Origin of the sequence: Rhizobium sp. C1, from assembly GCF_021026335.1 — a bacterium.
Classification (GTDB): domain Bacteria; phylum Pseudomonadota; class Alphaproteobacteria; order Rhizobiales; family Rhizobiaceae; genus Ensifer_A.
In genome coordinates this window covers 641,377-653,776 of record NZ_JAJNCY010000001.1, presented here as the reverse complement: position 1 = coordinate 653,776, position 12,400 = coordinate 641,377, and the positions used below count along the sequence as shown (strand labels likewise).

General features: G+C 61.4%; 14 protein-coding genes and 1 tRNA gene. 9 read left to right on the top strand and 6 right to left on the bottom strand.

From position 1 onward, the window contains the following. Positions 1 to 100: 100 nt before the first annotated feature. On the top strand, positions 101 to 562 hold the full coding sequence (locus LQK83_RS03275; protein ID WP_230835841.1) for a MarR family winged helix-turn-helix transcriptional regulator: 462 nt from the start codon (positions 101 to 103) through the stop codon (positions 560 to 562). A 19-nt stretch (positions 563 to 581) separates the two neighbouring features. Here LQK83_RS03275 and LQK83_RS03270 read toward each other — a convergent pair whose 3' ends face one another. The 3 genes from LQK83_RS03270 to LQK83_RS03260 form a co-directional block, all read right to left on the bottom strand. Then, positions 582 to 1,694 (bottom strand): NADH:flavin oxidoreductase/NADH oxidase, encoded by a 1,113-nt coding sequence (locus LQK83_RS03270; protein WP_230835840.1) that lies wholly within the window; start codon positions 1,692 to 1,694, stop codon positions 582 to 584. Between the two features lie 99 nt (positions 1,695 to 1,793). Then, a complete protein-coding gene (locus LQK83_RS03265) occupies positions 1,794 to 2,231 on the bottom strand; it encodes a DUF1489 family protein (RefSeq protein ID WP_230835839.1) in 438 nt (145 codons plus the stop codon). A 56-nt stretch (positions 2,232 to 2,287) separates the two neighbouring features. After that, on the bottom strand, positions 2,288 to 3,688 hold the full coding sequence (locus LQK83_RS03260) for an L-serine ammonia-lyase (protein ID WP_230835838.1): 1,401 nt from the start codon (positions 3,686 to 3,688) through the stop codon (positions 2,288 to 2,290). Positions 3,689 to 3,899: 211 nt separating this feature from the next. On the opposite strand from LQK83_RS03260, the gene LQK83_RS03255 reads away from it, so the two are divergent. From LQK83_RS03255 to LQK83_RS03245, 3 genes are all read left to right on the top strand, one after another. After that, positions 3,900 to 4,577, top strand: coding sequence for a DUF599 domain-containing protein (locus LQK83_RS03255; RefSeq protein ID WP_230835837.1), 678 nt, complete (start codon positions 3,900 to 3,902; stop codon positions 4,575 to 4,577). An 81-nt stretch (positions 4,578 to 4,658) separates the two neighbouring features. Further along, positions 4,659 to 5,636: a heparan-alpha-glucosaminide N-acetyltransferase gene (locus tag LQK83_RS03250; protein WP_230835836.1), complete on the top strand. Its 978-nt coding sequence runs from the start codon at positions 4,659 to 4,661 to the stop codon at positions 5,634 to 5,636. A gap of 12 nt (positions 5,637 to 5,648) precedes the next feature. After that, on the top strand, positions 5,649 to 6,122 hold the full coding sequence (locus LQK83_RS03245) for a methyltransferase family protein (protein WP_230835835.1): 474 nt from the start codon (positions 5,649 to 5,651) through the stop codon (positions 6,120 to 6,122). Between the two features lie 84 nt (positions 6,123 to 6,206). Here LQK83_RS03245 and LQK83_RS03240 read toward each other — a convergent pair whose 3' ends face one another. After that, complete coding sequence (locus LQK83_RS03240; RefSeq protein WP_230835834.1) at positions 6,207 to 6,593, bottom strand: MerR family transcriptional regulator; 387 nt, start codon at positions 6,591 to 6,593, stop codon at positions 6,207 to 6,209. A 107-nt stretch (positions 6,594 to 6,700) separates the two neighbouring features. After that, on the bottom strand, positions 6,701 to 8,128 hold the full coding sequence (gene mgtE, locus LQK83_RS03235; RefSeq protein WP_230835833.1) for a magnesium transporter: 1,428 nt from the start codon (positions 8,126 to 8,128) through the stop codon (positions 6,701 to 6,703). 277 nt (positions 8,129 to 8,405) lie between these two features. On the opposite strand from mgtE, the gene LQK83_RS03230 reads away from it, so the two are divergent. The 4 genes from LQK83_RS03230 (at position 8,406) to LQK83_RS03215 (ending at position 11,317) form a co-directional block, all read left to right on the top strand. After that, complete coding sequence (locus LQK83_RS03230; RefSeq protein ID WP_230835832.1) at positions 8,406 to 8,975, top strand: Spy/CpxP family protein refolding chaperone; 570 nt, start codon at positions 8,406 to 8,408, stop codon at positions 8,973 to 8,975. Positions 8,976 to 9,026: 51 nt separating this feature from the next. Beyond that, entirely contained in the window at positions 9,027 to 9,740 is a 714-nt protein-coding gene (locus LQK83_RS03225; protein ID WP_230835831.1) for a response regulator, read from the top strand. Next, the gene (locus LQK83_RS03220; protein ID WP_230835830.1) at positions 9,737 to 10,999 is read left to right on the top strand and encodes a sensor histidine kinase; all 1,263 of its coding nucleotides are present in this window, start codon (positions 9,737 to 9,739) and stop codon (positions 10,997 to 10,999) included. Before LQK83_RS03225 ends, LQK83_RS03220 begins: the two co-directional genes overlap by 4 nt. A 90-nt stretch (positions 11,000 to 11,089) precedes the next feature. Continuing rightward, positions 11,090 to 11,317, top strand: coding sequence for a hypothetical protein (locus LQK83_RS03215; protein WP_230835829.1), 228 nt, complete (start codon positions 11,090 to 11,092; stop codon positions 11,315 to 11,317). Between the two features lie 82 nt (positions 11,318 to 11,399). Here LQK83_RS03215 and LQK83_RS03210 read toward each other — a convergent pair. After that, a tRNA-Leu gene (locus LQK83_RS03210) sits at positions 11,400 to 11,484 on the bottom strand. A 191-nt stretch (positions 11,485 to 11,675) separates the two neighbouring features. Here LQK83_RS03210 and lipB point away from each other — a divergent pair. Further along, complete coding sequence (lipB, locus tag LQK83_RS03205; RefSeq protein WP_230835828.1) at positions 11,676 to 12,395, top strand: lipoyl(octanoyl) transferase LipB; 720 nt, start codon at positions 11,676 to 11,678, stop codon at positions 12,393 to 12,395. Positions 12,396 to 12,400: the final 5 nt, after the last annotated feature.

Sequence of the window (12,400 nt, the reverse complement as noted above, 5' to 3'; positions counted from 1 at the left end):
TTGACTCTCATTGCACAAGATTGAACAATTTTCGCCTGGGAGGGTGACGAAAACAGCCAGGAATGCGATGATAGGCAACAAAGAAGATGCAAGGCCCCTCATGACCGCCACACGCCAGTTTCCTTGGGATCATCCGCGCTTCAAAAGCTGGATTGCGGTGGGTCGCGCCTGTCAGGTGATGAACCAGGTGCTGGCCCGCGAAATCGCAACACTCGACATCAAGCCGCCGCATCTCGACATTCTCGTGAACCTCTACCGTTTCGAGGGGCTGACGCAGCAGGATCTGGCGCGCAAGCTTCTGGTCGGGCGATCCAATATGTCGATGTTGCTGCCGCAGATGGAAAAACGGGGACTGATTACCCGGCGAGGCGACGACAATGACCGGCGCGTACTCAGGCTCTACCTCACCGAGGACGGCCGCGCGCTCGCTGAAAAGGCGATGGAAATCCAGACAAAGGTGATCGACCGGATGATGGAAACCTCCACGCTGGAGGAATGCATGTCGGTCGCAAACGTCATGGAGCGGCTGACCGCCGCGCTTCTCCTGCGCGACGGTCGATAACCCGTTTGTGTTTGCGGCTTCAAGCCGGAAGCGGCGAAAACAGAGTCTTCACGCCATGCGGCTTGCTCATCAGATATTGCGGCGGCGCCTCGACGGTTTCGCCGAAATGCGCGGCGGCGTGCCAGGGCCAACGCGGATTATAAAGCACGGCGCGGGCCAGCGCGATCAGATCGGCATCGCCGGCCTTGAGGATCGCTTCGGCCTGCTCGAATTCGGTGATGAGCCCGACAGCGACAACCGGCATCTTCACCGCCCGCTTGACGGCGCGGGCAAATGGCACCTGATAGCTCGGCCCGATGGTCATCTTCGCATCCGGAACCAACCCGCCGCTCGAGATATGGATCGCATCGCAGCCGCGGGCCTCCAGCGCCTGGGCGAAAGCGACCGTGGATTCCTCGTCCCAACCGCCCTCCTTCCAGTCCGTCCCGGACACGCGCACCGTCAGAGGCTTGCCGGCTGGCCAGATGGCGCGCACCGCGTCGAAAACCTCCAGCGGGAATCGCATGCGGTTGTCGAGGCTGCCGCCATACTCGTCCGTGCGGTGGTTCGACAAAGGCGAAAGGAACTCGTGGAGAAGATAGCCATGGGCCGCGTGGAGCTGGACCGCGTCGATACCGAGGCGCAAGGCCCGTCGAGCGGCATCTGCGAAGCCATCCCGAACGCGAATGAGCCCCGCCTTGTCGAGCGCGAGCGGTGCATCGTAAGTTTCGCGAAACGGAACTGCGCTAGGAGCAATTGTCTTCCAGCCGTTCTCGGCATCGGGCGCAATCTGCTGGCCACCCTTCCATGGAACCTCGGAGGAAGCCTTGCGCCCGGCATGGGCCAACTGGATGGCAATTGGCATTGAAGACCACGCTCTGATGCCATTCAGCACGCGTTCCATCGCCTTCTCACAGGCATCCGAGTAAAGGCCGACATCACCGTAGGAGATGCGTCCCTCTCGTGTGACAGCCGTCGCCTCGATCGTCAGCATCCCCGCGCCCGAAAGAGCGAGATGCCCCAAATGGATCATGTGCCAGTCGGTCATTTGGCCGTCTTGCGCGGAATATTGACACATCGGCGCGATGACGATTCGATTCTTCAGTTCCAGCGCGCCGACCTTGAGCGGCGAGAACAGCGTTGTCAAAGCCATGAAAACTCTCCGAGAATGTGGATAAAATAATAAGGGGGGGAGCTCTTATGTGTGGGCCAAAAGAGCGCGCCGCAAGAGGCGTGCAGCAGATTCCTGAGCTTACAGAAGCCCGAGTTCGGCGAGCTCGCGTTTCATCTCTTCGGGCATGTCATCCAGCCCCGTCCCGGCGCTGCCGAGATCCCTCGGCGCATCCTTCGCCTCAAGATAACGCCAGCCCTGAAATGGTCGCTTGGGCTGCATGACGGTCTCAACGACCTCGGGGCCGAGAATGAGTTCGGCACGGGTAATGCCATCGCCGCCGACGGTTTCGCGAATGTCGAGAATCGGTTGCCGGGCCTTCACCTGGCCCTTGATCACCCAATAGAGCGAACCACCATTGATAATCTCGTCGCGACGCTTGGGAAACATACGCGTCACATGACTGGAATGCGGCTCCATGCCGGCGGCCATGGCCAGCAGCGACCGCTCGGCAACCCACTCGCGCAGATCTTCGATGGAATCCGCGCCGACGCAAAGCTTGATGATGTGCAGTGTCATGGCGTCTTTGAACGCCTTTCAGACCGGTGCGTCAAGACGGGAATTGCGCGGAGAAATCAGCATTCGACCACGTTCACGGCGAGGCCGCCGGTCGAGGTCTCCTTGTATTTCTCGCTCATGTCGTTGCCGGTCTGACGCATCGTCTCGATACAGGCGTCCAGCGGTACGAAATGCTGTCCGTCACCCTTGACCGCCAGCGAGGCCGCCGTGACCGCTTTGACGGCACCAAGCGCGTTGCGCTCGATACAGGGCACCTGCACGAGGCCAGCGACCGGGTCGCAGGTCATGCCGAGATGGTGTTCGAGTGCAATTTCGGCGGCATTCTCGATCTGCTCCGGCGAACCGCCCATGACCGCGGCCATCCCTGCTGCAGCCATGGCCGCCGCCGAGCCGACCTCGCCCTGACAGCCGACTTCGGCGCCCGAAATCGAGGCATTGTGCTTGATGATGCCGCCGACCGCCGCAGCGGTCAGCAGGAAATCGTGAATGCCGTCCCGATCGGCATCCGCATGGAACTGTTTGTAATAGCGGATCGTCGCGGGAATGACGCCGGCAGCACCGTTCGTAGGAGCCGTCACCACACGCCCGCCCGCCGCATTTTCCTCATTGACCGCCATGGCATAGACACTCAGCCAGTCATTGGCGAAGAGCGGGTTGGGACGATTGGAGCGCCACTCCTCCTGTAGCTGATCATGGATGCCCTTCGCCCGGCGACGCACTTTCAGGCCTCCGGGCATGATGCCCTCGCCGCGCAAACCACGCTCGACACAGGAATCCATCGCCTGCCAGATGGCATCAAGACCCTCATCAAGCGCCGAACGGCTCATCATCGCCTCTTCATTCGCTCGTTTCATCTGCGCGATCGTCAGGCCGGAACGTGCTGCCATTTCAAGCATTTGCTTCGCAGAGGCAAACGGAAACGGCACATTGGCCGGCGGCTTCTTGTCCTTCTCGCGACGCATCGCCTCCAGCTCGGTATCGGTGACCACGAAGCCGCCGCCGATGGAGTAATAGACCTGTGTCAGCAGAAGCCGGCCGTCCTGATCGAAGGCGGAAAGCCGCATGCCGTTGGCGTGACCGGACAAGGGCTGCTTCTTATCGAAAACCAGATCCTCGGCCGGATTGAAATGATAGGCAGGATGGCCCGGCGGCGTGACGCTGCGCGTCTTTTCCACGTCCTCGATGATGGCGTCCATCCGGTCCGGATCCACCTTGTCCGGCAACTCGCCCGCCAGACCGAGGATAACCGCCCGGCCCGTGCCATGCCCGATGCCGGTATGGGCGAGCGAACCATGGAAGCTGGCCTTCAGCGACGCGACATGGGCGCTCTGCGGACGCGGCCAGTCATCGGACAGGATCAGCTCGAGAAACCGCGCCGCGGCCGACATCGGCCCCATCGTGTGCGAGCTGGAGGGCCCGATACCGATCTTGAAAACGTCGAAGACGGAGAGAAACATGATTGGCGCCCGGCTGGTTAGGATTCAACCTCCCCATCTTATCCGCCGCCCGGACTTTCGTAAGCCACCAATCGGCATGCGATGACGATTTAGCGACACCGGGCCGGCGCGGCAGGAGCGCGAGGACCGGCGCGCAGCATTTCATTCGGAAGACCCGGTTGTCCACAGCCGCAGTGCTTTCGCCGAACGGGAATTCGTGGCAGAAAATGGCATGACCGCGCTCGACTATCTCGCCCTCAGCATCTTTCTCATTCTCTGGTGGGGCTTCTCCTGGCTGACCAGCGGAAAGCCGAAGATCGCGCGCCCGGCGCTCACCCATCTGGTCAACAGTTATCGCAGCGCCTGGCTGCGCAATTCGTTGACCCGCGACCTCAAGATGATCGACACCCAGATCATGGCGGGCCTGCAGAACGGCACGGCCTTCTTCGCTTCCGCATCGATGTTCGCGCTTGGCAGCTGCTTCCCCCTTCTCGGCGCCTCCGAGAGCGTCGGCGAAATCTATGCGACGCTGCCGCCCTTCTTCCAGACAGGACAGGAAGGCTTCGAATTCAAGGTGGTCGGCCTTGCCGCGATCTTCGCCTATTCCTTCTTCAAGTTCGGCTGGGCCTATCGTCTCTTCAATTACTGCACGATCCTGTTCGGATCGATTCCGATGCCGAAACACACGCATGAGGATCCCGCCGCGACCGAGCGCGCTGTAGAGCGCGTGATCGAGCTCAACATTCTCGCGGGCAAGCATTTCAATGCGGGTCTGCGCGGCATCTTTCTCTCCATCGGCTATATCGGCTGGTTCTTAAGCCCCGTGCTCCTCATCGCGTTGACCGCCTTCGTGATCGGCGTCCTGGTGCGGCGGCAGTTTTTCTCGGAGGCGCGCGCCGCCCTGTTGTGAGGCCGCCGCAAAAAAGGCGGTTCGCCCCTTCAAGCGGGTCCTCAGACGCGCCCTGTCCAACAGAAGATGAAAGCGAAAACGATGAGCCAGGACAACACGCTCGAACAGCCCGTCGGCCGGTTGCACTGGATGGATGCGCTGCGCGGCATCGCACTCATCACCATGGCCACCTATCATCTGACCTGGGATCTGGAATTCTTCCACTACCTCGCGCCGGGAACGGCCAGCAGCCTGCCCTTGAAGATCTACGCCCGCTCCATTGCATCAAGCTTCCTGTTTCTGGCCGGGTTCAGTCTTTATCTCGCCCATGGTCGGGAGATCCGCTGGCACTCATTCTGGCAGCGCTTCGCCAGGATTGTCGCGGGCGCGCTGGTGGTCACGGTCGCCACCTTCTTCGCCATGCGCGACGAGTTCATCTATTTCGGCATTCTGCACAATATCGCCGCCGCAAGCCTCATCGGGCTTCTCTTCCTGCGCGCCCCGCCGATCCTGACGATTCTGGTCGCCGCAGCGGCGCTCGCCGCCCCGTTCGGGCTGCGTGACAGCCTCTTCAACACGCCGGCGCTCTATTGGGTCGGCCTGTCGGAAACCGTGCGCCGCTCCAACGACTATGTGCCGCTCCTGCCCTGGCTTGCACCATTTCTGACTGGTATCGCAGTCTCACAACCTCTAATAAAGTATCGACTCATAAAAATTCTGACCGGCGATCACGCAAAAAAATTCCACATCTTTTCGTGGTTATCCACAGCTGGTCGCCACAGTCTCGCCTTCTACCTGCTTCACCAACCGATCCTGATCGCTATAGTTTGGTGCATCGCACAAGTGTTTCCGGCAGCCAGCCCCGATCCAGCTTTGTCATATATGCAGAGTTGCAAGGCGGCCTGTGCAGCACAGCAGCCCGAGTCCTTTTGTAGTTCGTTCTGCGGCTGCACTTTGACAGAGCTCAAGAGCCAGAACCTGTTCGACGTACTGGAACGAGGCGAACTCGACGTCAACAACGACGCGCGTGTACTTGGCATTAGCCGCCAATGTACGAGGACTGCGCTGGGACAGGAATGAGGCTTGATAGACATGAACGAGTTTCGATCGCGCCCCCTGAATTTTCCTTGGCCGCCGCTGTTTTATATCGCGGCTTGCATGATCGGCTTTGCAATCGAAACGCGAGCGCCCTCGCCGCCCGGTTTTCACATGACCATGCTCGCGCCGCTCGCCGGATGGGCGCTCATCACCATGGCCGTCAGCCTCGACATCTGGGCCCTGAAGACGCTGCATGATGGCGCGACGGCCGTCATGCCGATGAAATGCGCCAGCCGCCTCGTCACCTGCGGCCCCTACCGCTTCACGCGCAACCCGACCTATCTGGCTTATACGCTGCTGCTGATCGGCATCGGCCTGGTCGCCAGCTGCGCCTGGGTCATGATTGGCGCCGTCGTCGCGGCCGCGCTGACGACCTATCTCGCCATCCGCCCGGAGGAATTCCATCTTCTGTCGCGCTTCGGCTTCGAGTTCGAACGCTATTGCCACGGCACTCGCCGCTGGCTGTGAAAAGACGACACATGGACAACAGCAAAAAGGCCGCCGGATACTGATCCGGCGGCCTTCTCTGTTAAGCGAATTCAAACTGTGAAATCACGTCCCGACGCCGATTTCGGCAAGACGTGTCAGACACTGTTCCTCGATCAGATCGAGCTCGGTGATCGTGTCCTCGATGTCCTTGCGCTTCTGCTTCAGTTCGTCGCGCTTTTCGGAAACGCGCTTCATCATCAGCGTCAGCTGACCGGATTCGCCCGGCGGATCCTTGTAAGCCAGTATAATCTCGCGGATCTCGGCAATGCTGAATCCGATGCGCCGGCCGCGCAGAATGTTCTGGATGATACGGCGATCCGATGGCCGGAAAAGCCGCGTCCGGCCGCGCCGCTCGGGATTCACAAGGCCCTCGTCTTCGTAAAAGCGCAGCGTCCGGGTCGAAATGCCAAACTCCCGCGTCAATTCCGTGATAGTGTAGAGCTTGTCCACGTCGTTCTTTCCAAATCGATTTATGCGACTATTCTATTGACCTTGACGTAAAAGTCAATGCGCGGTTCGATTTCGTTGGTAAGGTATTTATGACTGTGGCCGGGACGTCAAAGTACGCCGTACCACCAGGATGCGAGGCCGAGGAACGAGAAAAAGCCGGTGACATCCGTGACCGTCGTCACGAAGACTGCCGAGGCGACGGCGGGGTCGACGCCGAGCCTGTCGAGAAGTAGCGGGATGAGGATGCCGCCGAGCGCAGCCGCCAGCATGTTGATCAGCATGGCCGAGGCGATGATGCCGCCAATGCTGACATCATGGAACCAGAGCCCCGCAACCACGCCGATCAGCACGCCGAAGATCAGTCCGTTCAGAATGCCCACGCCCGCCTCGCGGCCGATGATCCTCGCGGCGTTGTAGATGTCGAGATCCTTTGTGGCGAGCGCCCGCACCGTCACGGTCATGGTCTGCGACGCCGCATTGCCGCCCATGCCGGCCACGATCGGCATCAGCACGGCCAGCGCCACCACCTTTTCGATGACGCCGTCGAACAGCGCGATCACGGAGGCCGCCAGAATGGCCGTCAGCAGATTGACGAGAAGCCACGGTACGCGCGATCGCGACGTGCTGAGCACGGTGTCGGAAAGCTCTTCGTCGCCGACGCCGCCAAGGCGCATCAAGTCCTCCTCCGCCTCCTCCTGGATGACGTCGACCACGTCATCGATGGTCAGCACGCCGACCAGACGGCCGTTTTCGTCCACCACGGCGGCGGAGAGAAGGTCGTATTGCTCGAAGAGCTGGGCAGCCTCTTCCTGGTCCATCTCGGCGGGCACCGGATGGTTCATCTCGCGCATGATCTCCTCGATCTTCAAACCGCGCGTCGAGCGCAGGATGCGATCGAGATCGACGGCGCCGAGCAGCTTGAAGGTCGGATCGATGACGAAGATCTGCGAGAAGCTGTCCGGCAGATCGCGCTCGTCGCGCAGATAGTCGATGGTCTGGCCGACGGTCCAGAACGGCGGCACAGCGACGAATTCCGTCTGCATGCGCCGGCCGGCCGAGCTTTCCGGATAATCGAGCGCCCGGCGCAGGCGAACCCGCTCGGTAAACGGCAGCTGCGCGAGGATTTCTTCGCGGTCTTCCTTGTCGAGGTCTTCGAGAATGTAGACGGCATCGTCCGAATTCATCTCGCCGATGGCCGCCGCCACCTGCTCGTTCGGCATCTGCTCGACGATTTCGAGGCGGATCGCCTCATCGACCTCGGTCAGTGCGGTAAAGTCGAAGGCATCGCCCGCCAGCCGCACCAGCGCATGCCGCTCCTCCGGCTCCAGCGCCTCGATGAGGTCGCCCAGTTCGGATTCGTGCAGGCGCGCGACATTGTGCCGAAGAAACTCGACATCCTCCGCCTCCAGCGCCTCGCCGATCAGCGCCAGATAATCCTGCCGGACAAGACCGTCTTCGTCATAAATGTCGACATGGTCATGCGGATCAGCGGATGCAGACAAGCGCTCGCGTTCCAGTTCGCCGGTTTCAGCCATCGGCGTCTCCTGTTCAAAGAGATGAATTGTTCGGGTTCGCGCCGCCATCCAGCGAGCCTCACCGTGCTAGCCGAAAAGTGCGCTTGCGTCCACCGACGTAACGGCAGGCAGGCTTGAAAAACGGAGGCAAATCCCTGTTTTTCCGACAGGATCGACTGTCTGCGCGCGCATGTGGCGAACTTTACCTTTCTTTACAAATGTCAGGAACGACGGAAACGTTCCTTCTCCATGATGGCTCTCATCGAAAAGCCCGCCGCAATGGCAACGGAGACACGACATGGAAGCGAATGAAAACATGCAAGACACGCCAAAGAGCGCCCTGCCCTGGAAGAAGCGCTCCGCCATCACCGGTCTGGCGATCGTCGCCGTCACGATTGCCGGCGTAGGTGCCTTCGCGATTGCCAAGGATGGCCCCGACGGCTTCGGCCCTCCCGACATGGAAATGGCCGACATGGGCATGGGCGGCCATCACGGCGGCATGATGCAGAAGGTCAAGGGCGGCTTCATGGAACACCGCATGATCAAGGCGCTCGACAGCGTGGATGCCACCGACGAGCAGAAACAGAAGATCAAGGCGATCTTCGACAAGGCCCGCGAAGACGTGAAGGCGACGCGCGGTGAGCCCGGCCAGATGCGCGACCAGATGAAGGCGCTGTTCGAAAAGCCGACCATCGACCGCGACGCCGTGGAAGCCATGCGCAAGGCCCGCGTCCAGAAGATGGACGATGCCTCGAAGATCATGACCACCGCCATGGTCGATGCCGCGGAAGTGCTGACGCCCGACCAGCGCGCCAAGCTGGCGAAGGAATTCGCCGAAAAATCGCACGGTCACCGCCCGCGCTGGTGATGCTATAAGGGCTCGGGGATTCCCCGGGCCATTCAGGAAGGACTACACAGCATGACGGCGGACATACTCATCATCGACGATGATACGAGGCTCACCGCCATGTTGGAAGATTACCTGAAGAAACAAGGGTTTGCCACGCGCGCCAGCGCGACCGGCAAAGACGGCCTGGCGGAAATCGCCCGCACTCCGCCGGCCGTCGTCATTCTCGACCTCATGCTGCCTGACCTCGACGGCTTTGAGGTCTGTCGGAAGGTCCGCGCCACCTCGGACCTTCCGATCCTCATGCTGACCGCCAAGGGCGAAGAGACCGACCGCATCGTCGGCCTGGAACTCGGCGCCGACGACTATCTCCCCAAGCCCTTTTCGCCGCGCGAACTTCTCGCACGCCTGCGCGCCATCCTCCGCCGCAGCCAGGGCATGATGAATCCCGGCCGCGATTCCGATATCCTCACCTTCGGCGACCTCGAAATCGACCGTGGCGCGCGCCAGATCCGCGTCGCCGGCGAGGAGCGCCAGATCACCGGCTATCAATATGATCTTCTCGTGGCGCTCGCCGAAAATGCCGGCCGGGTGCTCTCCCGCGACCAGCTGATGGACATGGTCAAGGGCGAGGAGCTGGAAGCCTTCGACCGCTCCATCGACGTGCACATCTCGCGCATCCGCGCCGCGATCGAGACCGACCCCAAGCATCCGCGCCGCATCATCACCGTACGCGGCGCCGGCTATCTCTTCGCCCGCCACCAGACGCCGGCAGGTGGCGCATGAACTTCATCCGCCGCTCGCTCTTCCTGCAATTCTACGCGACGATCCTGATGGGTCTGGCGCTCGTCGCGCTCGTCTTCGTCGCCTTCGCCGCCATCGGCAAGTTCGACCAGCGCGATCCGCTCTCCGCCCGCCTCGGCCCCTTCATCGATTCCGTGCTGCCGCCGCCGGGCGAGAACTTCAATCTGGAGCGCGCCGTGCACCGCATGTCGGACACCGTGAACGCCGATATCAGCGTCTATGACAAGCAGGGCACGCTGATTGCCAATGCCGGGCGCCCGGTGCCGGCGGATGTCACGACCGACGACCCCAAGGGTTTCCGCCCGCCGGGCCGTACCTTTGCGTTTGAAACGCCCGATGGCCTGAGGGTCGTCGCTCGCAGCCGCCGGCCGCCCGGCCCCCACAGGCAGAATGTCGCCTTCGTCATTCTGCTGATTGCCGCAGCGCTTGGCCTCGCAGCACTCCCCGTCACACGCCGTCTCACCCGCCGGCTGGAAACGCTGAAGACGGGCATGGACACCTGGAGCGCCGGCGCGCTGGAAACCCGCCTCACCGTGGAAGGCAATGACGAGATCGCCGATGTCGCACGCACCTTCAACATGGCCGCCGGCCGCATCGAAGACCTCGTGACCGCGCAGAAAAACCTGCTCGCCAATGCCAGCCACGAACTGCGCTCGCCGCTCGCGCGTCTCCGCATGGCAATCGAAATGTTCGAGGCCGACCCGGCCGAAAGCCTGAAGACCGAGATCGTCCGCAACATGGCCGAACTCGACGAACTGGTCGAAGAAATCCTGATCTCCAGCCGCCTGCAGGCCGGCCGCACGGAGAGTTTCGAGGACATGGTCGATCTCGTGGCCATCGCGGCGGAAGAAAGCGCCCATTCCGACGCCGCCGACGCCGTGACCGTCACCGGCCCCTCCACCCTCATCCGCGCCAACGGCCGCCTCATCCGCCGCCTGATCCGCAACCTCCTGCAAAACGCCACCCGCCACGGCAAGCCCCCCATAGAAGTTTCCGTAACGGAAACCCCCGACGCACTTCACCTAACGGTGACCGACCACGGCGACGGCATCCCGGAAGGCGAACGCGAACGGATTTTCGAGCCGTTCTACCGGCCAGCGGGGCGCGCGGAAGCCGCGGGGGGATGGGGGATCGGGCTGGCGCTTGTGCGGCAGATCGCCGAGCTGCATGGGGGGAGCGTGGTGTGCGAAGCGGCGGAAGGTGGCGGGGCGGTGTTTAGGGTGAGGTTGCCGAGGAGCTGATATCTCCCGTGCGGTCAACAATAGCCTTGAAAATGAAGACAGCTTATCGCATAGATGTTCTCTATTTGTTCGATCAAGGGAATCTGCTTCATGAGCTATTTGGGAATCGATGCAGCTATCACAGAATGCGCTCAAGAGATCGATCGCATTCACAATCATCTTACAGCTATCGACAATGGACTGCGCCACTACACCGAGAATGAAAAAGGTGAGTTGAAGCTCGACTGCACCTCCCGCGAGAAAGAGCGCGAGCAAGAAGCACTTAAGATGCAATATAACTACTTGAATATATACAAAAACTTCGAGAAAAACAGTTAGTACCAGAGCAGCTATTCTAACTGAAACACAACAAAAAACCCGGCTTTCGCCGGGCTCTTTTTGTCTCGGCTTGAGAGCCGAATGGTGCGGTCGAGAAGACTCGAACTTCCACGTCTTGCGACACAGCGACCTCAACGCTGCGCGTCTACCAATTCCGCCACGACCGCATCGTGGTAGAGCCGAATTGCTCCGGCGCGGCTGCATGTAGCAAAAGCCTCTGGGGTGCACAAGTGGACGATGACGTTTTTTTGATGCTGTGGATGGATTTTCGCGAGGCGCTTTGAGGCAGGCCGCCGCAACCCCTTGCGCGACAGGGGTTCGACGCCCTAAATGCAGTCAAAACAAGGAAATGCCTCCCATGCTTCGCCAGGATATCGCCCCCTCCATGCATCCCGCGGAAGACTGTCCGCCCGTGCGCTGGTGGATTTCGGACGGTTTGATTCCCTATGAGGAGGCCGTCGCGGAGATGGAACGGCAGGTAGCGCTCATTGCGGACGGCAAGGCAGACGAACTTGTCTGGCTGCTCGAACATCCGCCGCTCTACACGGCCGGCACCAGCGCGGACGTGAAGGACCTCGTGCAGCCGGATCGCTTCCCCGTCTTCCAGACCGGGCGCGGTGGCGAATATACCTATCACGGCCCCGGCCAGCGGGTCGCCTATGTCATGCTGGACCTCAAGCGCCGGCGGCAGGATGTGCGGGCCTATGTGGCGGCTCTTGAAGAAGTCATCATCCGCACGCTCGATGCCATGAACGTCAAGGGCGAGCGGCGCGAGGATCGCGTCGGCGTCTGGGTGCGCCGGCCGGAAAAGCCGCTGCTCCCCGATGGCTCCATGTCGGAAGACAAGATCGCAGCGCTCGGCATCCGCCTGCGCAAATGGGTGAGCTTCCACGGCCTGTCGCTGAATGTCGATCCGGACCTCGACCATTTCGGCGGCATCGTGCCCTGCGGCATCTCGGCCTACGGCGTGACGAGCCTTGTCGATCTCGGCCTGCCGGTCATGGTGGCGGATGTGGATATCCGGCTCCGCGAGGCCTTCGAGGAGGTCTTCGGACCGACGGTGCAGGTCGCCGGCTGAAACAG

Excerpts from the sequence above, each read along its gene's own strand:
- LQK83_RS03275 (WP_230835841.1), top strand. The coding sequence starts at position 101 with ATGACCGCCACACGCCAGTTTCCTTGGGATCATCCGCGCTTCAAAAGC.
- LQK83_RS03270 (WP_230835840.1), bottom strand. The coding sequence starts at position 1,694 with ATGGCTTTGACAACGCTGTTCTCGCCGCTCAAGGTCGGCGCGCTGGAA.
- LQK83_RS03265 (WP_230835839.1), bottom strand. The coding sequence starts at position 2,231 with ATGACACTGCACATCATCAAGCTTTGCGTCGGCGCGGATTCCATCGAA.
- LQK83_RS03260 (WP_230835838.1), bottom strand. The coding sequence starts at position 3,688 with ATGTTTCTCTCCGTCTTCGACGTTTTCAAGATCGGTATCGGGCCCTCC.
- LQK83_RS03255 (WP_230835837.1), top strand. The coding sequence starts at position 3,900 with ATGACCGCGCTCGACTATCTCGCCCTCAGCATCTTTCTCATTCTCTGG.
- LQK83_RS03250 (WP_230835836.1), top strand. The coding sequence starts at position 4,659 with ATGAGCCAGGACAACACGCTCGAACAGCCCGTCGGCCGGTTGCACTGG.
- LQK83_RS03245 (WP_230835835.1), top strand. The coding sequence starts at position 5,649 with ATGAACGAGTTTCGATCGCGCCCCCTGAATTTTCCTTGGCCGCCGCTG.
- mgtE (WP_230835833.1), bottom strand. The coding sequence starts at position 8,128 with ATGGCTGAAACCGGCGAACTGGAACGCGAGCGCTTGTCTGCATCCGCT.
- LQK83_RS03230 (WP_230835832.1), top strand. The coding sequence starts at position 8,406 with ATGGAAGCGAATGAAAACATGCAAGACACGCCAAAGAGCGCCCTGCCC.
- LQK83_RS03225 (WP_230835831.1), top strand. The coding sequence starts at position 9,027 with ATGACGGCGGACATACTCATCATCGACGATGATACGAGGCTCACCGCC.
- LQK83_RS03220 (WP_230835830.1), top strand. The coding sequence starts at position 9,737 with ATGAACTTCATCCGCCGCTCGCTCTTCCTGCAATTCTACGCGACGATC.
- LQK83_RS03215 (WP_230835829.1), top strand. The coding sequence starts at position 11,090 with ATGAGCTATTTGGGAATCGATGCAGCTATCACAGAATGCGCTCAAGAG.
- lipB (WP_230835828.1), top strand. The coding sequence starts at position 11,676 with ATGCTTCGCCAGGATATCGCCCCCTCCATGCATCCCGCGGAAGACTGT.